This window comes from Chryseobacterium sp. CS3K3.1 (assembly GCF_059515165.1).
On sequence record NZ_JCAKRV010000001.1, the window covers coordinates 336,696 to 359,865 of the forward strand.

Here is a 23,170-nt window from a genome sequence, read left to right on the forward strand (position 1 = left end):
ATTCATAAAAAATTAAAAAACATGTAATTATTTTCATTTTTTTATTACATTTACTATCAACTTTAAACGTAAACCAAATGAAAACAAAATTACTATTCATCTTCTTAGTCTCTTCTTTATTGGGAAATGCGCAGATTCTCTCAGAGACTTTTCAGGGCACGACATTTCCTCCAACAGGATGGACAACGGGAACAAATGTAGCTTCAAGACCTTGGGGATTCACCACCACAATCTTCAATGCAACTGGACAAGCAACATTTAATATCACAGATGGAAAATCTGCAGGTATCGGATGGATTGCCCAGGCACAGGATGCTCACTTAACAAGTCCTTCTTTCAGTTTAGTGGGAACAACAAACCCGGTCCTAAAGTTTAACGCGAAAATAGGATACGAATACATGGTTGATCCTAATCCTAATGGAGATTTAAAAGTAGAAGTGTCCACTGACGGAGGAACCACATGGAACCAGGTATGGGTTGAAGAAAATTATGGATTATTTATCGATTATGAAACATTGGCAATTACGGTGAGTTTAACTCCTTATGCAGGACAAGCCAATGTCAAATTCAGATTCCATTATGTAGCTAATGACGCGGATAGTCTTTCAATAGATGATGTACAGGTTTTGGCAAATGGCACATTATCTACTCAGGAAACAAATGCCAAAGTAAAAGACATTACCAGCATCTATCCGAATCCGACAAAAGGAGAAATCAACATCAGAGCTGATAAAAAAATCAAATCTGCCACAGTGATTGATGCGAGCGGAAAATCCCTACTCAATAACGCTTCAGAAAGATTAGATATTTCGTCACTTCCAAAAGGAACTTACTTACTAAAAGTAGACTTCTCTGATGGAACATCCAAAACCGAGAAAGTAATCAAACAGTAAGAACGTTTATACAAACTTTTACAACCACCAATTTTGGTGGTTTTTTTATTTTACTTTTGCAAAAAATTTGACACGTGTCTTATATCAAAACAAAATTTATCCATTTTTTAAAACTGGTTTTCCCATCCACCTATACCGAACTGGCAATATTTCTGTTTTTCATGATCTGTTATGGAATATTAGGGTCTTATATAGCCCTGCATTACAGAATTATTTTTGACAGCAGAATTCCATGGGACGCTTATTTCAGTTTTGATAATAAATCGATCCTTATGACAGGAGGCAGCTTTGAAAGACACCCTCTGTCCTACTACTTTTTTAACTGGGTAAGAGAATTTTCATTATTTATTTCAGGAGGAAAAATGGATGCCAGCTTCAGACTCACGCTGGCATGGCTCAGCAATATCATCATCACATTGAATATTGTTCAGGTATTTAAATATGTAAAGAATATCATTCAGCTTCCTTTATGGTTATGCCTTTTAATCATATTATTCTTTGGAGCTTTTTCCACTAATATCATCTTGTCATTCACTCCGGAAAACTTCACCTACACTTTATTTTTACTCTCATTATACAACCACTATGCTGCAATAAAACTAAAGAAGGAAGAGAAGATCCCTGCAACCGCCTTATCACTGGCTGGGATTACTATCGGAGGGCTTACCATTACAAACATTATAAAAGTTTTCATCCCACTTTTATTTGAAAAAGGACTTTTCAGAAACTGGAAAAAATTCGGAAATGCAGCGCTTAGAGTAACAGTCTCTATGATCTGTTTTGTACTTCTTTATTTGAACAGAATTGATTTTAAATATCAGAATATTTTTTCAAAAACAAATCAGCAATATGAAAAGTTCTCCAATGTAAAGTCGATGCCGGCATGGGATATGATCCTTTCGTTCTTTTTCGGAGGTAATATTCTTTTCCCCGGATTTATCATGTCAGACAAGCATAATATGAAAGGCTTTAATTTCAAAGGCCTTTACATGGACCTTTATTCGTCAGTGTTTCCTTACTTTTTTGTAATCCTGCTGTTGATTCTGATCATTTGGAGTTATTGTAAAAATTTCAAAAATAAATGGGTTCAGGTGATTGCCATTTCATTTTTCATTGACATTGCGATCCACTGTGTGATGAGGTTTGGTCTTCATACTTCCTACATTTACGGAGGACATTTTGTTTTTGTATATCCTTTGCTTTTAGGATGGCTCTTTTTTGCTTACAGATCATCACCTAAAATCATGTCATTGCTAACATTAACGGTTGTAGTGTTATTCATTTATCTGCTCGCCTGTAATATTTTCAGAATGACAGAATTTTTCTGGTTTATGGAACATTATTACCAATAAAAAAAGCTGAGAATGTTTTCTCAGCTTTTTGTTTTTTATGTTGAAATAAATTCTTCTTATTTTGCTTCGGCACAGAAAATTCTATACTGTACTGCTACCGCAGATTTAAAATATTCTCTGATTCTGGAAAGATCACTGGCAGCACTTTGTTTTGTGAAATAACTTCCGGCCAAAATCTTATAGTTGGGTCTTAAAGACGCATCTGTTTCCACTTTCAGGTTGGGAAATCTTTTTCTGAAATAAGACTTCACCTCATTGGCCTCTTCATTACTTTTCACTGTTGTAATCTGAATTTTAAACCCTAAAATTCTAGGATTTTTCTTACAGATTTCAGCATTGGTAAGTTCTCTGCTTGGCACAAAGATCTTAGGTGGTTTTGTACTTATTCCTGTAGAAATTCCACTATCATTATTACTGAAATCTCTGGAAGAATTTGTTGGCGCAGCTTTAGCACATTTCCCTTCAATTCCTTCCAAAGCAGCATTTATTTTGGAATCCATTGTCATTACAAGCTCTGTTCCTGACAGGGTATCCTTTTTAACAACTTGCTGTGCTTCAATATTATAAAATCCAAATAATGATAATATCGAAAATATTTTGATTAGATTTCTCATTTAAACTTGTTTCCGCAAATTTATACAAATTAAAAAACTATACCAAACTGGTTATTTAGAATCAATACAAATTAAACGTAAATGATATTTTCCCTTTTCGATATACCGTTAAATTCCTGTTAAAAATATTATTTTTGCGGAATTGATTGAATGTTCAATAATTTACTAACATAAGATAATTTAAATGATTAGTTGGAGAAAGCATTATAAAAAAACGTTGATCGCGATAGGCTTATTGCTATCAACCAGTGCTTCATTTTACGGGCAAGACGGCGATCCTAAAAACGGAGAGAAACTTTTCAAAGCGAATTGTACTGCATGTCACGCGCTGGACAAACAAGTTGTAGGACCACCATTAAAAGGGGTTGTAGAACGAGTAAAGACAGAAGGTGGTGTAGACAAAGATTGGCTTCACAAGTGGATCAAAGACAACAAAGCTCTGAGAGCTTCTGGGGATAAATACGCTAATGAGATTTTTGAAAAGTTTAATAAGACTGAAATGCAGGTCTTTCCAAATCTTACAGATAAGGATATTGACGACATTTTAGCTTTCACAACTAACCCTCCTGCTCCGGAGGAGAAAAAGCCGGAAGCAACTCCTGCAACTGACGCTGCTGCGGCAGCACCTGCAGACAAAACTACAACAAACGTTGTCATCATTTCACTTTTAGCGATCGCAGGTTTACTGGTTTGGATCTTGGTTAAACTAAGACAATTGGTAAAACTGGGTCAGTCTGAAGATTTAGCGGGACTTAATGAAACAAGAGTTCGTTCTTTCAGTGAAATGTATGAGAAGTTCCACTTCATTGGTAAAGGTCTATTGGCAATCCTTGCTATTTTGGCTGCTTACGGAGTATGGAACTGGCTAATGTGGATCGGTGTTTACAAAGGATACAAACCTGAACAGCCTATCTACTTCTCTCACAAAATCCACGCCGGAGAACAGAAAATTGACTGTCAGTTATGTCACTCCAGTGCTAAATACGGAAAAGTATCTGAGATTCCTTCTATGAACGTTTGTATGAACTGTCACAGAACAATTTCTGAATACAACGCAGATCACTACATGGAGCCTGGAAAAGACAAGGCATTCTATGACGGTGAAATCCAGAAGATCTACGCAGCAACAGGTTGGGATCCTGCAAAACAACAGTACACAGGAAAAACACAACCGGTTGAATGGACAAGAATCCACAACATGCCAGACTTCGTTTACTTCAACCACTCTCAGCACGTAATTGCTGGGGAACAGGCGATCATCAATTCTTTCAACAAAAAGAATCCTAACAACAAAATTGATGTTGTATGTAAAGCTTGTCACGGTAAAATTGATACAATGAATGTTGTTCAGATGGCTAACGACTTTACTATGGGATGGTGTATCGAGTGCCACAGAACGACTGAAGTTGATATGAACAACGGTTATAATAAAGAGTACTTCAAAAATCTACATGACAAGTTGAAAAAACAATATCCACAAGATGGAGGTAAGATCACTGTAGATGCAATTGGAGGTCTTGAGTGTGGTAAATGTCATTATTAATAACTAAAAAATTAGAAGTATAAATGGCTTCAAACAAAATACAATTCAGAAGTATTCATGAACTTAAAGATCCGGCTTTGAATAATAAGCTGGCTCAGAAAGAGTTTCAGGAAGAAATTCCGGTAGAAGATTTCCTTGGAGATGCTGAGAAAAACGGATCAAGTACTTCAAGAAGAGATTTCCTTAAATTACTAGGATTCTCTACAGCAGCAGTTACCTTAGCTGCCTGCGAAGCTCCGGTAATCAAAACGATTCCTTACGTGGTAAAACCGCATGATATTATTCCGGGAATCCCTAATTATTACGCTTCAACCTATTTTGACGGTTTCGACTTTGCTAGTGTTTTAGTAAAAACCCGTGAAGGTAGACCTATCAAAATTGAACCAAACCCAGCTGGCGGCGATTTAGGTAAAACTAACGCAAGAGCTCAGGCAAGTGTACTTTCTCTTTATGATAATGATAAAGTAAAGCAGCCTAAACTGGATGGTAAAGATGAAACTTTCGATAAAGTAGACAGTTTTGTTATTAAAGGTTTGGAAGAAGCTAAAGCGTCTGGCAAAAAGATTGTGGTTTTATCACACTCTTTTGCTTCACCAACTTTCAAAAAGTTATTCGCTGAATTCAAAGCTAAATATCCTACAGCTGAATTAGTAACGTATGATGCTTTCCCTTACTCTGCAGGATTAGATGCAGCTCAGGAAGTATTCGGACAAAGAGCATTACCTGTTTATGACCTTAAAGGTTCTGAATTGGTAGTTTCTTTCCAAGCTGATTTCTTAGGAGACTATAACGCTTCAAGCTTAGAAACTTCTTATGCAGCAGCTAGAAAGCCAGGACCAAACATGTTGAGACACATTCAGGTGGAATCTAACATGTCTTTAACCGGTGCTAATGCTGACTCAAGATACAGATTAAAACCAAGTGCTGTAAACAAAACCTTAGTTGAAGTTTACAACGCAATCGTAGGTGGCGGTACTTCTGATAAGACTGCAACTGAAATTGCTAACGAATTGAAAGCAAAAGGCAGCAAAGCTGTTGTTTTTGCTGACGGTTCTAAAGGAGCACAGGTTTTAGCACACTTAATCAACCAGAAATTAGGTTCAGTAGCTTTCACAGGTAAAGCAAACTTCCTTAAAGAATTTGACGGAGCAAGATACCAGGAATTCCTAGGATGGGTAAACGGTGGACAAGTTGGTGTATTGGTTACCAACAATGTAGACCCTATCTATTCTCATCCAAAAGGAGAAGATTTCAAGAAATCTTTATCTAAAGTTCCTTACGTAATTGCTGTAGCAGATAAGAAAAATGAAATGTACAAAGCAGCGAAAGCTGTAATTCCTGTAGCCAACTGGCTGGAGTCTTGGGGAGATATCGAACCACAGACAGGAGTATATTCATTAATGCAGCCTACAATCCAGAAAATCTACAAATCAAGACAGATTGAAGAATCTCTATTGGTATGGAAGAACGGAAAAAACAATGCAGCAAACAATTACTACGATTATTTAAAAGCAAACTCTGCTTCTCTTCTAGGTGGTACTTCTTTCAACAAAGCATTGTATAACGGTATCAACGCTTCTACCAACGCAACTACTTTAGCTTATGCAGGTGGAAACGCTGCTCAGGCTGTTGCTGAACTAGGAAACTTTAAAGCTTCTGAATTAGAATTAGTATTATACACTAAGACTTCAATGGGAGATGGTACTCAGGCAAACAACCCTTGGTTACAAGAGTTACCTGACCCAATCACAAGAATGTCTTGGGATAACTATCTGACAATTTCTCCAAAAGACGCAGAAAAGTTCGGAATTGATAACGATCTTAACGCTAGAATGCAGCTGGATGGTTCTATTGTAAACCTTACTGTAAACGGAGTAACAATAAAAGATGTTCCTGTATTCGTACAACCAGGACAAGCTGAAGGATCTGTAGGTCTTGCGCTTGGTTATGGTAAGAAAAACTCAGGAGCAACTGCTGATACCGGTGTAAATGCTTATCCTTTATTTGACGGTTCTAACCTTGTGCTTTCAGGTGTTAAAATTGAGAAAACAGGAGAAGATCACGAATTCGCAGGTATCCAGCTTCAAAATACATTGATGGGTCGTTATGAAATCGCGAAGGAAGTTCCTTTGGCAGATTTCATCAACGTAGCTTTCGATGACGAACACAAAGGATGGAACAAACCTTTGGAATACCACACGATCAGCGGAGCACTTCCAGCGAGAAAAATCGACCTTTGGGATGCTTTTGATGATACAGATGGTCCTCACTTCAACTTATCTATCGACCTGAACTCTTGTACTGGTTGTGGAGCATGTATCATTGCTTGTCAGGCAGAAAACAACGTTCCTGTTGTAGGGAAAGAAGAAGTAAGAATGTCCAGAGATATGTACTGGTTAAGAATTGACCGTTACTATTCTTCAAGACAAACGGTAGAAGTATACGAAGGATTAAAAGAAGGAATGGCTGTACCAGAATTATACGGTACTGCATTCAACAAAGAAGGAGGTGCATTGAACCACCCTGCTGATAATCCTGATGTGATCTTCCAGCCAGTAATGTGTCAGCACTGTAACCACGCTCCATGTGAAACTGTATGTCCGGTAGCGGCTACTTCACACGGTAAGCAAGGTCAAAACCATATGGCTTACAACAGATGTATCGGTACAAGATATTGTGCAAACAACTGTCCGTACAAAGTAAGACGTTTCAACTGGTTTACTTATAACCTAAATGACAAGTTCGATTTCAACATGAACAATGATTTAGGAAGAATGGTACTTAACCCGGACGTAGTTGTAAGAACTAGAGGGGTAATGGAGAAATGTTCAATGTGTATCCAAATGACTCAGAATACAATTCTTGAGGCTAAGAAAGAAGGAAGAAGAGTGAAGGATGGAGAATTCCAGACTGCTTGTTCTAAAGCTTGTTCTACTGGAGCAATGACATTTGGAGACATGAATGATAAAGATTCTTCGATCAGAGAGCAATATGCATCTAACAGAAGATATTATTTACTAGAGGAGATCGGAACAAAACCAAACGTGTTCTATCACACTAAAGTAAGAAACAGAGTAGAAAAATAAAGTTTAAATAATAAATAGGTAAAAAATGTCAGGACATTACGAAGCTCCGATAAGGGAACCTCTAATTATTGGTCACAAAACTTATCACGATATTACAGAAGATATCGCACGACCTATCGAAGAAAGAGCAGGTAAATTATGGTGGATCTCATTATATGCTGCACTAGTTCTATTCCTCTATGGATTCGGCTGTATCGCTTACACTATCGGGACAGGTATTGGAGCATGGGGGCTTAACAGAACTATTAACTGGGGTTGGGATATTACCAACTTCGTATGGTGGGTAGGTATCGGTCACGCCGGGACCCTAATCTCCGCAGTATTATTATTATTTAGACAGAGATGGAGAATGTCTGTAAACAGATCTGCAGAGGCGATGACGATCTTTGCGGTTGTACAGGCAGCAATCTTCCCTGTAATCCACATGGGTAGAGTTTGGGTTGGATACTGGGTATTCCCTTTACCAAACCAATTCGGTTCTCTTTGGGGGAACTTCAACTCTCCTCTACTTTGGGACGTATTTGCGATCTCTACGTATTTCTCAGTATCAACAGTATTCTGGTTCATGGGACTAATCCCTGACTTTGCAATGATCAGAGATAGAGCGAAAACTCCTTGGACTAAGAAAATTTATACATTCCTTGCATTCGGTTGGGGTGGTAAAGCAAAACACTGGCAAAGATTCGAAGAACTTTCTTTGGTTCTTGCAGGTTTGGCAACTCCGCTTGTATTCTCAGTACACACTACCGTATCTTTTGACTTCGCAACTTCGGTAATTAAAGGATGGCACTCAACAATCTATCCTCCTTATTTCGTTGCCGGTGCGATCTTCTCAGGATTTGCAATGGTACAGACCCTATTGTTGGTTGCAAGAAAAGTATGTCACTTAGAAGAATATATTACAATGTATCATATCGAAATTATGAACATCGTAATCATCTTAACAGGTGGTATGGTAACTGTAGCTTACGCAACTGAATATTTCATCGGATGGTACTCAGGATCCAGATTTGAAGATTTCACATATCTTTCTCCGGGTGCTGCGGTAGGACCTTACTGGTGGGCATTCTGGTCATTGATCATCTGTAACCTTGTTATTCCTGCTTCTTTCTGGTTCAAGAGACTAAGAACGAACATTATCTGGACATTCATTGTTGCATTAATCATCAACATCGGTATGTGGTTCGAGCGTTTTGATATCATCGTTATCAACCTTTCAAGAGACTACTTACCAGGATCATGGACAATGTTTAAGCCAACGATCATTGATGTGGGTGTATACTTAGGAACGATCGGATTCTTCTCTGTATTATTCTTATTATATGCAAGAACATTCCCTGTAATTGCACAGGCTGAATTAAAATCGATTTTGAAAATCTCAGGTGAAACTTATAAAGCAAAAGAAGGAGATGAGCACCACTAAAATTGTATACGGACTTTATGCTGACGACGACGATTTAATGAACGGCGTTAAAGCATTCAACGATAAAGGAATCGCAATCAACGAAGTTTATACTCCGTTTCCGGTTCACGGACTAGACAAAGCTTTAGGTCTAAAGAAAACCAGAATTTCTGATGCTGCTTTCATCTATGCTTGTTATGGTGTAACGATCGGTGCTACTCTTACCTGGTATGTGATGAATCACGACTGGCCTCAGAATATCGGTGGTAAACCAGCTTTTGACTGGGGACACAACATGCCGGCATTCGTAGTTCCAATGTTCGAATTAATGGTATTCTGTGCGGCTCACATGATGTCTTTAACTTTCCTGGTTAGAAACAAAATGTATCCAGGAGCTCCTGCTCAGAACCCGGACCCAAGAACTACTGATGATAAATTCATGATGGAATTCGTAACTGAAGATGTAGAATCTGTAAAACAGTTGCTTATTGAAACTGGAGTTGAAGAAATAACTGTTAAAGACGCTTAAAATGAAAAAGAATGTATTAAAAATTACAGCGGTTTTAGGTTTAACAACAGTTTTACTTAACTCTTGCGGACCAAAGGAGAACACTCCGTTGGTATATTTCCCGGACATGTATTTTCCGGTAGCTTATGATCCGTTGATGAAAGCTCAGGATGCTTACTCAGATCATGAAAATGAAATTCCTGCTTTTGTTAAAAATAATGGTGCAACAGGTCTTTCTCCGGTAGAAGGATCAGTTGCTCAGAATAAAGATGGAGTTTTTGAAGAAAGCTTATTACCTAAAAATGTTGACGAGTACAACGCAGGGTATGAAGCCTCTAAAAAACTTACAGTATCTCCTTTGAACCCGGCTAATGCAGCGAAGGATCTTGAAAGAGGTAAAATATTGTTTGATCACACTTGTGCTGCATGCCACGGAACAGGAGGTGACGGACAAGGACCTATCGTACAAAGTGGAGCATTCTCCGGAGTGCCAAACTATGCTGACAGAGAACTTACTGTAGGATCTGTTCATTATGTATTAACAAACGGTAGAAATGCCATGGGATCTTATGCGGGACAATTGAACGCAGGAGACAGATGGAGAGTAGCAATGTATGTGATGAGTGCTTTCAAAAAAGGAGCAGCAGCACCGGCAGCAGCTACAGCGGCGGCACCAGCAACAACTGAAACGACTACCGAAACTAAAAAATAAGAAAAGAAATGTATAGTTTTTCACCAAAATTAAAATCAACTTCTATAATACTTCTTGTTGTAGGTTTAGTTCTTTTCGGTATTGGTTTCTTTTTGAACAAAGGAATTTCTACTGAGAAAATAGAACAAATGATGGAAGCTGTTCATGCTTCAGGTCATACTGCTCCTACACACTCAAGTGAAATGGTTGGACCTCAGGATCACGCGGCTCACCTTGAGCATGCTACATTGCAGGTACACAACCAGCCTTTAGCAGCAATACATTTTGTAGCTGTATTTTTCTTTGGAGTAAGCTGCTGCGTATTATTCTTCTATTCTATTCAGCACGCTGCCCACGCAGGATGGCCGATCATCATTACAAGAGTAATGGAAGCTATTGCTTCTTATATCCCTTACGGTGGTGCAATCCTGGTAATCCTTATGATCTTAAACATCACTCATAATGGTCACTTATTCCACTGGATGGACCCTGAATTGACAAACCCGGATTCTCCGCATTTTGATGTGATCTTATTCGAAAAGAAAAAATTCTTAAATATTCCTTTCTACGCAGTAAGAACTTTAATCTATGTGATTGGTGCTTCTTTCTTCGCTTGGAAATTAAAAGCTCAGTCTAAGAAAGTAGATGAAACGAAGTCTAAAGTAGAGTACCAAATGCTTTACAGATGGGCAGTAGGATATATCGCATTCTTCGGATTTGCTTCTGCAGCTTGGGCTTGGGACTGGTTGATGTCTATTGACCCTCACTGGTATTCTACAATGTATATCTGGTATTCAATGGTTAGCTGCCTTTCAAGTGGTATCGCTGTAATCATTCTATTAAGTGTTTATCTTAAGAAAAATGGTTTCTTACCACAGTTCAATGACAACCACTTACACGATTTAGGAGTATTCCTTTTCGCTACAAGTATGCTTTGGACATATACATGGTTTGCTCAGTTCATGTTGTACTGGTATGCCAACGTTCCGGAAGAGGTTAACTACTTCTTCGGTAGATTCCAGCACTACTCTCCTACTTTCTTACCGATGTTGATCATCAACTTCTTATTACCATTATTGGTATTAGTGAGCAGCAGCATCAAGAGAAACTACAAAGTTGTTACTACAATGGCAGTAGTGGTGATCTTAGGACACATCTTAGATTACTTCAACATGGTAATGCCGGGAACGGTAGGACCATACTGGAACACTCCTGAAGTATTCCTGTTAATCCTTGGAGCAATCTTATTCGTAGCCGGATTATTCATGTTTACTGTACTTTCAGCTTTATCTAAACTGAAGTTGATTCCTACAGGAAACCCATTCTTACACGAATCTGAAATTTATGAGTATCCTTTCTAAGGACTTGTAACAAAATAAAATGATAAAAGACTGATTGTTAAAACGATCAGTCTTTTTTTATGCACATACATCAACAAAACATACTATGAAAACAAAACTTTGCCTTTACACATTCTTCCTTTTGCTATGTAGTTTTATTCAGGCTCAGACCATCACCTTTGTTTCTGAAAAAAATAACAACCCTCTTCCAAGAGTTTCTGTATTTGGGAAAGATGGAACTATTCTGGCATACTCAGATATTGAAGGTAAGATTGACAAACAATCATTATCTCCCTCACAGGAAAAGTTTCAGCTTGTCTACAATAATTTTCCGGTGGCTACCTTATCTTATTCCGATTTTGATCAGCCCATTATTAAAATCAATGATCAGGTAAAAGAAATTGAAACGGTAGTTATCAAAAATAATAAACCTGCCAAATACATTTTTATCAAAGGAAATTTTAATGCTTACGTGACCGTAAATAATAAACTGAATAGTTATACCGACGGAATTGTAACCTATATTTTTGACAACAAAACAAAAAAACTAAAAAGTACCAATGTTGAACAATACAGAGTTTTCAGACTGGCAGACTCTAAAAACGAGAAAAAAGAAACTTCATCATGGGATTATGGGAACTCTCTGCAAATCCCAAAACTTAAAAATGTAGGAAATCCTGAAGAGTATAAAACCAAAAGAAATATCATCAGAGAATTGAAAGGCGACCGTAAAGATCAGATTGAAGTGACAGGCGGCGCACTTCACGAAAAAGAATTTTCATTCTTCGGATACAGATTTTATGATATCAGAACCATTTTGAATATGTCCTTTGAAAAGGGATCAGAAAAAACACTAAAAGATTTTCTGGAATATAACGAGCTGGTTTTTATTAAACTTAAACATAAAAGTGAACCCGAATACAATCAGATTGCACTTTACACTAATTTCTATCCTGTGGAACTTAGCTTTACTAATGACAATGATATTGAAAAGGTAAAATTCAGTAAAGATAACAGCAGTTATCAAACATCTTACTGGCAGGATCCTTCATTCCCGAATATGCAGACCATCTTCAGTAATTTTTTTAAAGGAGACTTAAAAGAACAACCCAATAAAAAGTAAAAATAAAAGATTATGACTCCTGTGATAAAGAAATAAAATAAGTCATAAAACATAAAGTGAAAATAAAATCCAGTATTAATAAAGGTTTTATTAAATTTGCAACAAACCAAATAAAAATGAAAAAGTTTTCTTTTCTACTTGTTTTCAGTCTGTTGCTTTTTACAGCATGCAAGAAAGATCATGTAGATGCTACGAATACTAAAACACTGCAGTCAAGTATCAATGATATGACTTCCAGTTTACCAACCATTAAACAGATTAAGTTTAATGAAGCTCTTTACATCCTTAAAACATTTGGAGTAGAAGCTGATGGTGATATCAATGAGCTAAAAGCCCTTGGAAAACTGATCAACGGGAAGAAAGTTCCTGAAATCATGTCCCTGGCAGACGAAGTTGCACAGAAAAACGGAATTGAATGGGCAAGTACTGCCCCACCATCATTGGGAGAAATGAATATCTTCGGGGATGACAAAGCAAAAGAAAGCGATCCTAATGACGTAAAAGCAGGATCATTAAGCCTTGTGACAAGACCTACAGGAGATGACGGAACCGGAGCGCCTACAGCCATCCAGATTGTTCCAAGACTTGTAGATGCAGCCGGAAACCCGGTATCTTTCACAGGAGCCGGCCTTGAAGCCACTCTTGAAGTATTCAGCAATGGGGTAAGACTGGCTACAGCCAAAAACCTGATGCAGGATAATAACTTCAAAGGATTCAACTTAAAGTTTTCATCTATTCCTGCTTCAAAAGTGGTAGATAATAAAATTGACATCACAGTTTCCGTAAAAACTACGGCAAAAACTTTCAAAATGTCAAAAATCGGACTTGATGTGAATGCTGCAGCCTTAAAAGTGCCTGCCATTCCAAAAACTGATTCTACAGCGGTAACAGAACAGCCAAGTGCAGTGGTGGATCCAAACAACCCTACAGCTCCTTCCGGAACAACGACAGATCCGTCAACAGCGGCTCCAACGACACCAGCAGCTCCAAAGCAGCCCACAGCAGATCCTAAGAATACAGTAAGCAAGTTTCTGAACAATGTAAGTTCCCAGAATTTAAAAGCAGCTTACGAAACGGCAAGCAACCCAAGCTGGGGAAGCTATGAGTCTTTCTCCAATCCTACTTCAGGTTTCGGATCGGTGAAGAATGTAAGTGTAAAAAATATTACAACTAACGGTACCTCTGCCAACAGTGCAAGTGTAAACGCCACTTATGATGTGACGGATAAAAGCGGGAAGACAACTTCTTTAAAAGTAACTTTCGGGCTTAAAAATGTAAACGGTGACTGGAAAATTTCCAGCTATAAAATCAATTAATAAATGGCTTCAGCAGAACTGATCAAGAAATTAGAAGAAACAATTGAAAATATCCCGGATTTTCCGATTCCCGGAATACAGTTTAAGGATATTTCACCCATCTTTTTAAATCCAAAACTTTATGAAGACGTTATTGCAGATCTTGTAGCCTTCAGTAAAGGGAAAATCGATGCAGTCTGCGGAATTGAAAGCCGCGGTTACCTTTTTGGAATCGCTATCGCTGTGGCATTGGAAGTTCCATTCATCTTAATCAGAAAAGCGGGAAAACTTCCTCCTCCTGTCATTTCAGAAACATATGACCTGGAATATGGAAGCGCTATTATAGAAACCCGTGAAGGGCAGATAAAACCCGGACAAAGAGTTTTAATTCATGATGATCTTCTGGCAACCGGAGGAACTACTGAAGCTGCGGCTAAATTAGTAGAAAAGCAAGGCGCAACAGTTTCACAGTTCAGTTTCCTTATTGGCTTACAAGGCTTGAATGGTGATGAAAAACTGAAGAAATTCGGTGCAGAGATCTACCACATCTTAAGTTATTAAGATTGATCCTAACAAGATAAATGCTTCGACTCCGCTTAGCATGACAATGGCTGATAATTTACTATGAGATTAAAACAGTTAGTATTAGAAGTGTCATGCCGGGCAAGGTCGAAGCATCTTTTTTTAATAAATTCACCATCCACGATTAACAATTCACAAAATTTCATTAATAATACCAACAAAGTATTTTGTAAATCTCTCAGAAACAATTAAATTTGCATTTCAATTTTTAAAAACTTATGGCAAAATTGGGAAAGAGTGCTCAGAACGAGCAAGAAGGTAAAGAAACGGTTGAGTTCTTTAAAGACCTTGACAGAGAGGCTTTAAACACTGAAAGATTTGTTGAAAAATATTCAAAACCTCTGGGTTTTGTATTCGGAGCATTGATTTTGGGAGTTTTAGGATTCTTTGCTTATAAGCAATTTGTGATTGCTCCAAAGAACACTGAAGCTGTAAAAAGTTTCCTTGCTGCTCAAAAAAACCTTACAGAAGGCAAAGATAAAGATGCTTTAGGTGGAAAATCTGCTGCTAATCCTGGTTTTATAGGTACAGCTAATGAATATTCTTCTACTGAGATTGGTAAACTTTCTGCTTACAATGCTGGTTTATTAAAATTCAAAGAAGGAAAATTCCAGGAAGCATATGATCTTTTGGATAAATTCTCTTCCAAAAACAAAACGCTGATGGCAATGAAGTATGGAGCGATGGCTGATGCAAAATCAGGTCTTAACAAAAACGATGAAGCTCTCTCTTTATTAGATCAGGCTGCTACAGCATCTGATGATCCTTACACAACGTATTATTTTACAAGAAAAGCAGGTATCGTTGCCTTAGGATTAAAGAAAAATGCAGAAGCTAAAAAATACTTCTCTGCAATTGACGAGAAATATCAGGACTACGACAATGGAATGTCTGATTCTTATATCGAAATGACTAAATATTATTAAAAAATGGCAACAGTTAATCTTTCCGATTACAAGCCACTTCATATAACGAATGCCGAAGATTTTTCTATCGGCATTGTTTTTTCTGAGTGGAATGATTTTGTAACCTACAATCTTCGTGATGCAGCTTTGGAAATTCTTGAAAAAGAAGGGGTAAAACCTGAAAACATCAAACTTTTCCCTGTACCAGGAGCTTTTGAATTAAGCTATGCAAGCATGCAGCTTTGCAAAGAGAGAAAATATGACGCAGTAATTTCAATCGGATGTGTAATCCGTGGAGAAACGCCTCACTTCGACTATGTGTGTTCTGCAGTAGCACAGGGAATCAAAGATTGTAATATCATGACGGATACTCCTACAATCTTCTGTGTATTAACAGATGATACCAAAGAACAATCTATCGCAAGAAGCGGTGGTGACCTTGGAAATAAAGGGGTGGAAGCAGCAGTTACAGCGCTAAGAATGATTGATTTCAAAAAGAAATTATCTGATAAAAAGGGGAATATAGGTTTTGGACACTCTTAACTTTTTATTCACTTTAACAATATAATGGGACTATTTTTTAATAGTCCTTTTTTTATTAGTATATAAATAATTCATAAATCTTATTAATAAAAAGGATGTTTTTCTTTTTTTCCGTCAAAAGTTCCCCACAAAAACTATCTTTGTGAAAATTAATAAAGACAGACAATACATGTTTTTAAAGAAAATAAAACCTTTCCTGTATTTAGGAATTTTCTATCTTATTATATCGTTGATAATAAGGACAGTATTCTTTTTCCATCCCATTACTACCGCTAGTTTCGGATTTTTTGAAGTCGTAAAAGTTTTGTTGATCGGTCTGGTGAATGACATTTTTGTGTTCATATTGGCCAGCTCCATTCTCGCCCTTTACTTCCTCTTTCTTTCCAATTCAAAATATAAAAAGCCTTACGGGTATAGTATTTTGGGAGCATTAGTTCTGTTCTTCCTCTATATCTGGCTTGTTCCCAATAATATTTTCAAGCAGTACGGAGGCTCTATTATGGAGATTGCTCTTGTTTTCGTAGGAATTAAGACCCTTTTCTTCGGATTGATGCTGTTCCTTCCCGCACAGAGAATTAAGATCCGTAATATATTATATTTCATCACATTACTGTTATATGTTCTTCTGATCATTTTCAACGGGGTAAGTGAATATTTCTTCTATAATGAATTTGGAGTTCGTTATAATTTTATTGCTGTAGATTATCTTATCTATACCAATGAGGTGATTGGTAATATCATGGAAAGTTACCCTGTAATTCCATTGTTTTCAGCCATCATGATCGTTACCCTGTCCATCACATGGTTTATTTATAAGAAAACAAAAGATGAACTGCTGGAACTTCCGGACTTTAAACAAAAAATGGTGCTGCTGGGCAGTTTTATGGTACTTTGTGCGTTAAGTGTACTGGCCATACCCTCTTTGATGCAAATCAGATCAGACAATGTTTTCGCAGACGAAATTGAAGCCAACGGAATTCCTAAGTTCTACTGGGCGTTTACCCATAATGAACTGGATTATTTCCAGTTTTATTCACAGATTAACCAACAGCAGGCCGAAAAGAATTTTTTAAGCCAGTACCCACAGCATACGTTATCAAGAGCTGTCGTTGCGGAGCAGCCTGAAGTGAAGAAAAACGTAGTATTGATCTCCATTGAAAGTCTTTCTGCAGATTTCATGGAACATTATGGCAATACCCAAAAAATTACTCCTTTCCTGGACAGTCTTGCTGATAAATCACTCATGTTTACCAATCTGTATGCAACCGGAAACAGAACGGTACGCGGACTGGAAGCTTTAACATTGTGTATTCCCCCAACTGCAGGGGAAAGTGTCATCAAGAGAGATGATAATAAAAATAAATTCACAACCGGAAGTGTTTTTAAATCCAAAGGATATGATGTTAAATTTTTATATGGCGGATACAGCTATTTTGATAATATGCAGGACTTCTTCGGAGGAAACGGCTATGGTATCGTAGACAGAAATAACTTTAAACCTGAAGAAATTACTTTTGCCAATGTTTGGGGCGTTGCTGATGAAGATATGGCCAGAAAAGCTATTCAGATAATGAATGCTGAAGCCAAGTCAGGAAAACAGTTTTTCAATCACTGGATGACGGTTTCCAACCACAGACCTTTCACTTATCCTGACGGAAGAATTGATATTCCGGGAACGGCAAAATCCCGTGAAGGCGGTGTAAAATATACGGATTACTCTCTTAAGCTGTTCTTTGATATGGCTAAGAAACAGGATTGGTATAAAAATACAGTTTTTGTGATCATCGCAGACCACTGTGCATCCAGTGCGGGAAAAACGGAACTTCCGATGGATAAATACAGAATTCCTGCTATGGTATTTTCTGAAGGATTTATTCAGCCTCAGAAATTTGATGCGCTGATGTCGCAGATCGATATAATGCCAACCGTTTTGGGATTATTAAACTTCAGCTATCAGTCTAAATTCCTGGGTCAGGATGTGTTCAAACCGGAATTCCAGCCTAAAGCGTATGTGGCAACCTATCAGGATCTTGGATTTATCAAAGGTGAACGTTTGACCATTATTTCGCCGGTAAAAAAGGTAAAACAATATTCTTTGGAACTGGAAAAAAGCAATTTGAAACCGGAATTTAAACTGTATTACAACGAGAAATTATTAAAAAATCCAGATCAGAAACTGGTGGATGATGCTGTGTCAGCTTATCAGTCTACTTCTTACTGGCTAAAAACAAAACAACTCAACAGATAAATATCTAAATATTTTCGCTTATAATCTGGTGTAAAATATTTAAATTAACCCATAAATTTATTAGTATGAAATGGACAGACGACAGAGGCGGAAACGTTGATGACCGCCGTGGTTCAGGAGGCGGAAGTGGCGGTATGATTGTAGGAGGCGGACTCGGAACTTTAATTATAGCAGCCATCGTATTCTTTTTGGGAGGTGATCCATCCGGTATCTTGAATTCCGGAGGCATGCAGCCTTCAGGAAATTCCGGAGAACAGAGAGAGCTTACAGCCGATGAAAAACAAGTTGGAGAAATGGTTGATATGATGGCCAAATGGAATATTCTTACCTGGGATCAGATTTTTAAGGAAAATGGAATGACTTACAGTGCTCCTCAGGTAGTCCTTTTCGAAAATACAACATCTTCAGCATGTGGTACGGCTCAATCTGCCATGGGACCATTCTATTGCCCGGCGGATCAGAAAGTCTATATGGATATGAGTTTTTTTGGTGAACTTCAGCAAAAATTCGGAGCTAAAGTAACAGAATTTACGGTAGCTTATGTTCTTGCGCATGAAGTAGGACACCATGTTCAGACTCTTTTAGGAACTACGCAGAAAGTGGATGCGCTAAGAAGAAGCGGAAGATATTCCGAAGAACAGATGAACAGAGTATCCGTTGCTACAGAATTACAGGCTGATTTCTATGCCGGAGTATGGGCAAAAAGAACCAATGACAGCAAACATATTCTGGAACCCGGAGATATTGAGTCTGCCATAGATGCTGCCGAAGCGGTTGGCGATGATAATATTCAGAAAAGAGCACAGGGATATGTGAATCAGGAAAGTTTTACCCATGGATCTTCTGCTCAGCGTAAAGAATGGTTTATGAAAGGATACAACACCGGAGACATCAGACAGGGTGATACTTTCAACCAGTTGTTGAAATAGTTTTTATCAAAATTATAATGATACAAAAAGCGGTCTTGACTTAAGACCGCTTTTTTATTTATTGCAATTCGATAGGATTAGAATTTTTCTTAGCCTCTTCTTTCACCCTTTCTTCCATTCTTTTTCTCATATCAGCAGGATTTTGGTTTCCACCGCCGGGGCCTCTTCCACCTCCGCCTACTCTTATTGTATTAGAAAATCCACCTTGTCCGCCGCCACTTTGACTCAAGAATGACATTGGATCAGCTTTAAATTTTTGCTGCTGCTTGATATAATCTGATCTTTTTACTTTCAAAGTATTTCCAAACTGATTCAAAGTTGGAAACTCAGCAATTTTATAATTTTTCATGAGATCAAAAGAATAATCTCCTTTATCATCTTCCACTTTTACAATCAGTCCCGGAAGTCCTCCGAATTTATAAGGTCCGTCCTGATAAGGAAGATCTGTGGTAAACCACGCTGTCCATTTTCTTCCACCAAAATCGGTTTCAGCTTTCTGAACTTTATATTCGCCGATTTTTCTCGTTTCTGGCTCTATTTTCCAGTTCAGAGGTCTGTCTTCTTCGTACGAATAGATATCACGCCCGATTCTGTCTTTGAAATAGGTCTTTTGATTGGTTTTATCTTTTTCAATGGAATAGCTGATATTCGTTCTCAATCCTTCCATCTGGTCTCTGTTGATGCTTACTCTTCCGCCTCCGCTCTGAAATGCTTTTTGCATAATAGAATCTCTTTTGATTCTGTTTTCAGAATAAAACACTGATTTTTCCGGAGAAATATCCAGATAAGCATTTTCAGTCTTGATATCTGTTTTATTTTCAGCATCAGGCTTCATCGTCACCTGATATACGAATCTGTTGGTTTGTGCAGAAACATTCTGTATGAAGAGCGCCAATGCGATAATACCTATTTTTTTCATTTATATTTTTATTTATTGAATATTATTAAAAGAAAGATTTATTGTACCTTGTTTTTGACAAATTTTCTCCCTTATTGCTTGATTATATGTCTTCCTTATAGATTTAAAATACGATTCAAGGTTAAAATTATGAATAAAACCTTAACAGAAAACGGCTCAGTTTATCTTTTTTTAACATCATTTATCCTTTGATAAATTGCTATTAATATCATAATCATTAAAATAGACATCTTCGATTTGAGATTGCGGAAATTAGTTTGTATTTTTGCATCATTAAATCATTCTAAATAAATACAATGATAAAAGTATCAGACCATGCAAAGGAGAAAGCCATCCAGTTAATGACGGAAGATGGTTTTAACCCTGCTGAAGATTATATAAGAGTAGGGGTAAAAAGCGGCGGATGCTCTGGTTTAGAGTATGTTTTAAAGTTTGACAACGAAAAAACAGACACAGATCAGATTTTTGAAGATAATAACATTAAAATTATTATAGATAAAAAATCCATCCTTTATTTAGCAGGAACAACTCTTGAGTATTCAGGAGGATTGAACGGAAAAGGGTTTGTTTTTAACAACCCGAATGCATCCAGAACATGTGGATGCGGGGAATCATTTAGTCTTTAGAGAAAAGACATTAGATCCTAGATTTCAGACCTCAGAGCTATTCTGACTTCTGAAATCTAATCTGAAACCTAAAAAAAAATAATGAGTAAATATACAGAAGACGATTTAAGAGTCGATCTAGAAAATAAAAAATATGAATTCGGTTGGGAGACGAAGATTGATTATGAAGACTTCCCGACTGGTTTAAACGAGGATATCATCCGTGCGATCTCTGCTAAAAAAGAAGAGCCGGAATGGATGACTGAATGGCGATTGGAATCTTTCAAAATCTGGCAGAAAATGGTAGAGCCTGAGTGGGCAAATATCAAATATGAAAAACCAGATTTTCAGGCAATCCGTTACTATGCTGCTCCAAAAGTAAAGCCTGAACTGGCAAGCCTTGACGAAGTAGATCCTGAACTATTGAAAACATTCGAAAAGCTAGGGATTAATATCGAAGAGCAAAAAAGACTTTCAGGAGTTGCTGTAGATATCGTAATGGACTCAGTTTCTGTGAAAACCACTTTCCAGGATACACTGGCAGAAAAAGGAATTATTTTCTGCTCGATCTCTGAGGCTATTAAAAACCACCCTGATCTGGTAAGAAAATATCTTGGAAAAGTAGTTCCGAGAGGAGATAACTTCTATGCAGCATTGAATTCCGCAGTATTTTCTGACGGAAGTTTCTGTTATATTCCTAAAGGAGTAAAATGCCCGATGGAACTTTCTACTTATTTCCGTATCAATCAGGCAGGAACAGGACAGTTTGAAAGAACGCTTCTTGTAGCTGATGAAGGAAGTTATGTTTCTTATCTTGAAGGATGTACAGCACCGTCAAGAGATGAAAACCAGCTTCACGCAGCGGTTGTAGAGCTTATCGCTTTAGACAATGCTGAAATTAAATATTCAACAGTACAGAACTGGTATCCTGGTAATGAAGAAGGTAAAGGAGGTGTATTCAACTTTGTAACGAAGAGAGGACTTTGCGAAAGAAATGCAAAAATCTCTTGGACACAGGTTGAAACAGGTTCAGCTGTAACATGGAAATATCCTTCTTGTATCTTAAAAGGAGACAATTCTATCGGAGAGTTCTACTCTATTGCGGTAACCAACAACCACCAATATGCAGATACAGGTACAAAAATGATCCACATTGGTAAAAACACCAAATCTACGATCATTTCTAAAGGTATTTCTGCCGGGAAATCACAAAACTCATACAGAGGACAGGTGAAAGTAATGCCTTCTGCAAAAGGAGCAAGAAACTTCTCACAGTGTGACTCTTTATTGATGGGTAATGAATGTGGAGCTCATACGTTCCCTTATATTGAAATTAAAGATCCTACGGCACAGTTAGAGCACGAGGCTACGACTTCAAAAATCGGGGAAGACCAGATTTTCTACTGTAACCAGAGAGGTATTGACACAGAAAGAGCTATTGCTCTGATTGTAAATGGTTTCAGTAAAGAAGTTTTAAATAAGCTTCCAATGGAATTTGCTATTGAAGCACAGAAACTACTTGAAATTTCACTAGAAGGTTCGGTAGGATAAACTTTTAAAAGGATTTTCAGATAAAAACCAACTGATTTAAAGGCAAGGTTTTCAGAGTTCTTATCAGATGATCAACCGTTATCAACGGGAAATAAATTATAATCTTCACAGGAGATTATCAGTAAAATAAAATATAAAAAGCTTCTATCTGTCCGCTGATGAAATACTTCGGTTAAAGACAAATGTGAATATACAATGAAGCTCACACAATTATAAAGCAAAAGTTAGCAAGAATGTTACAAATTAAAGACCTTCACGCCAAAATTGAAGATGGCGCAGAAATATTAAAAGGTATTAATCTTGAAATTAAGCCGGGCGAAGTTCACGCTATTATGGGACCAAACGGAGCTGGTAAGTCTACCCTTTCTTCTGTAATCGCAGGAAAAGAAGATTACGAAGTGACTGGTGGAGAGATCCTTTTTGACGGACAGGACATCAGTGAAGATGCTCCTGAAGATAGAGCTCACAAAGGAATTTTCCTTTCTTTCCAGTATCCTGTAGAAATTCCGGGAGTTTCTGTAACGAACTTTATCAAAGCCGCTTTAAACGAAACAAGAAAAGCAAACGGACTGGAAGAGATGCCTGCAAAAGAAATGCTTGCACTAATCCGTGAGAAATCTGAAAAACTGGGAATCAAAAAAGATTTTCTTTCAAGATCATTGAACGAAGGATTCTCCGGAGGTGAAAAGAAAAGAAACGAGATCTTCCAGATGATGATGCTTAATCCGAAATTGGCTATTCTTGATGAAACCGATTCAGGACTTGACATCGATGCTTTAAGAATCGTTGCAGATGGAGTAAACTACTTTAAAAATGAAGGAAACGCAGTTCTTCTGATTACCCACTATCAAAGATTGCTTAATTATATTCAGCCTGACTTCGTTCATGTGTTAGCAGATGGGAAAATCATCAAAACCGGTGATAAATCTTTAGCATTGGAGCTTGAAGAAAAAGGTTACGACTGGCTTTTAAATTAATTTGAAATTTACTATTTGAGATTTGAATTTATTGCAACATTCATGAAGTGCAGCAAATATGAAT

At 37.5% G+C, this 23,170-nt stretch carries 20 protein-coding genes; 18 read left to right on the top strand and 2 right to left on the bottom strand.

Annotated elements, in window-relative coordinates:
• Positions 1-77: 77 nt before the first annotated feature.
• Both AC5YGI_RS01460 and AC5YGI_RS01465 read left to right on the top strand, forming a co-directional pair.
• Positions 78-893 carry a T9SS type A sorting domain-containing protein gene (locus AC5YGI_RS01460; protein ID WP_330744880.1) on the top strand — a complete coding sequence of 272 codons (816 nt, stop codon included), beginning with the start codon at positions 78-80 and terminating at the stop codon, positions 891-893.
• A gap of 74 nt (positions 894-967) precedes the next feature.
• The gene (locus AC5YGI_RS01465) at positions 968-2,245 is read left to right on the top strand and encodes a DUF6080 domain-containing protein (protein WP_496167335.1); all 1,278 of its coding nucleotides are present in this window, start codon (positions 968-970) and stop codon (positions 2,243-2,245) included.
• A 56-nt stretch (positions 2,246-2,301) separates the two neighbouring features.
• Here AC5YGI_RS01465 and AC5YGI_RS01470 read toward each other — a convergent pair whose 3' ends face one another.
• Complete coding sequence (locus AC5YGI_RS01470) at positions 2,302-2,859, bottom strand: SPOR domain-containing protein (RefSeq protein ID WP_330744878.1); 558 nt, start codon at positions 2,857-2,859, stop codon at positions 2,302-2,304.
• 184 nt (positions 2,860-3,043) lie between these two features.
• Here AC5YGI_RS01470 and AC5YGI_RS01475 point away from each other — a divergent pair, with 184 nt between their 5' ends.
• The 13 genes from AC5YGI_RS01475 to ypfJ all read left to right on the top strand — a co-directional run bounded on the left by AC5YGI_RS01475 (position 3,044) and on the right by ypfJ (position 19,054).
• Positions 3,044-4,402, top strand: coding sequence for a c-type cytochrome (locus AC5YGI_RS01475; RefSeq protein ID WP_110009111.1), 1,359 nt, complete (start codon positions 3,044-3,046; stop codon positions 4,400-4,402).
• Between the two features lie 23 nt (positions 4,403-4,425).
• Positions 4,426-7,488, top strand: coding sequence for a TAT-variant-translocated molybdopterin oxidoreductase (locus AC5YGI_RS01480; protein ID WP_137904465.1), 3,063 nt, complete (start codon positions 4,426-4,428; stop codon positions 7,486-7,488).
• Between the two features lie 25 nt (positions 7,489-7,513).
• Positions 7,514-8,911 carry an NrfD/PsrC family molybdoenzyme membrane anchor subunit gene (gene nrfD / locus AC5YGI_RS01485; protein ID WP_034691792.1) on the top strand — a complete coding sequence of 466 codons (1,398 nt, stop codon included), beginning with the start codon at positions 7,514-7,516 and terminating at the stop codon, positions 8,909-8,911.
• A complete protein-coding gene (locus tag AC5YGI_RS01490; RefSeq protein WP_027371993.1) occupies positions 8,898-9,419 on the top strand; it encodes a DUF3341 domain-containing protein in 522 nt (173 codons plus the stop codon). Before nrfD ends, AC5YGI_RS01490 begins: the two co-directional genes overlap by 14 nt.
• 1 nt (position 9,420) lies before the next feature.
• Positions 9,421-10,110 (top strand): c-type cytochrome, encoded by a 690-nt coding sequence (locus AC5YGI_RS01495; protein WP_110009109.1) that lies wholly within the window; start codon positions 9,421-9,423, stop codon positions 10,108-10,110.
• Between the two features lie 8 nt (positions 10,111-10,118).
• Positions 10,119-11,450, top strand: coding sequence for a hypothetical protein (locus AC5YGI_RS01500; protein WP_034691800.1), 1,332 nt, complete (start codon positions 10,119-10,121; stop codon positions 11,448-11,450).
• A gap of 85 nt (positions 11,451-11,535) precedes the next feature.
• Positions 11,536-12,552, top strand: a complete 1,017-nt coding sequence (locus tag AC5YGI_RS01505) for a hypothetical protein (protein ID WP_496167336.1) — start codon at positions 11,536-11,538, stop codon at positions 12,550-12,552.
• Between the two features lie 116 nt (positions 12,553-12,668).
• Entirely contained in the window at positions 12,669-13,868 is a 1,200-nt protein-coding gene (locus AC5YGI_RS01510; RefSeq protein WP_496167337.1) for a hypothetical protein, read from the top strand.
• Between the two features lie 3 nt (positions 13,869-13,871).
• A complete protein-coding gene (locus AC5YGI_RS01515; protein ID WP_227941205.1) occupies positions 13,872-14,408 on the top strand; it encodes an adenine phosphoribosyltransferase in 537 nt (178 codons plus the stop codon).
• 239 nt (positions 14,409-14,647) lie between these two features.
• Positions 14,648-15,355: a YfgM family protein gene (locus AC5YGI_RS01520; protein ID WP_062673110.1), complete on the top strand. Its 708-nt coding sequence runs from the start codon at positions 14,648-14,650 to the stop codon at positions 15,353-15,355.
• A 3-nt stretch (positions 15,356-15,358) separates the two neighbouring features.
• A complete protein-coding gene (gene ribH / locus AC5YGI_RS01525; protein ID WP_065400059.1) occupies positions 15,359-15,877 on the top strand; it encodes a 6,7-dimethyl-8-ribityllumazine synthase in 519 nt (172 codons plus the stop codon).
• A 169-nt stretch (positions 15,878-16,046) separates the two neighbouring features.
• Positions 16,047-18,125 (top strand): LTA synthase family protein, encoded by a 2,079-nt coding sequence (locus tag AC5YGI_RS01530; protein WP_496167413.1) that lies wholly within the window; start codon positions 16,047-16,049, stop codon positions 18,123-18,125.
• Between the two features lie 65 nt (positions 18,126-18,190).
• Positions 18,191-19,054 (top strand): KPN_02809 family neutral zinc metallopeptidase, encoded by an 864-nt coding sequence (gene ypfJ / locus AC5YGI_RS01535; protein WP_110009102.1) that lies wholly within the window; start codon positions 18,191-18,193, stop codon positions 19,052-19,054.
• Positions 19,055-19,112: 58 nt separating this feature from the next.
• Here ypfJ and AC5YGI_RS01540 read toward each other — a convergent pair whose 3' ends face one another.
• On the bottom strand, positions 19,113-19,973 hold the full coding sequence (locus tag AC5YGI_RS01540) for a GLPGLI family protein (RefSeq protein ID WP_496167338.1): 861 nt from the start codon (positions 19,971-19,973) through the stop codon (positions 19,113-19,115).
• Between the two features lie 296 nt (positions 19,974-20,269).
• Here AC5YGI_RS01540 and AC5YGI_RS01545 point away from each other — a divergent pair, with 296 nt between their 5' ends.
• From AC5YGI_RS01545 to sufC, 3 genes are all read left to right on the top strand, one after another.
• Positions 20,270-20,599: a HesB/IscA family protein gene (locus tag AC5YGI_RS01545; protein ID WP_062673099.1), complete on the top strand. Its 330-nt coding sequence runs from the start codon at positions 20,270-20,272 to the stop codon at positions 20,597-20,599.
• An 81-nt stretch (positions 20,600-20,680) separates the two neighbouring features.
• Positions 20,681-22,129: a Fe-S cluster assembly protein SufB gene (gene sufB, locus AC5YGI_RS01550; RefSeq protein ID WP_062673097.1), complete on the top strand. Its 1,449-nt coding sequence runs from the start codon at positions 20,681-20,683 to the stop codon at positions 22,127-22,129.
• A gap of 233 nt (positions 22,130-22,362) precedes the next feature.
• Positions 22,363-23,106, top strand: coding sequence for a Fe-S cluster assembly ATPase SufC (sufC, locus tag AC5YGI_RS01555; RefSeq protein ID WP_110009100.1), 744 nt, complete (start codon positions 22,363-22,365; stop codon positions 23,104-23,106).
• The last annotated feature ends 64 nt before the right edge of the window (positions 23,107-23,170 follow it).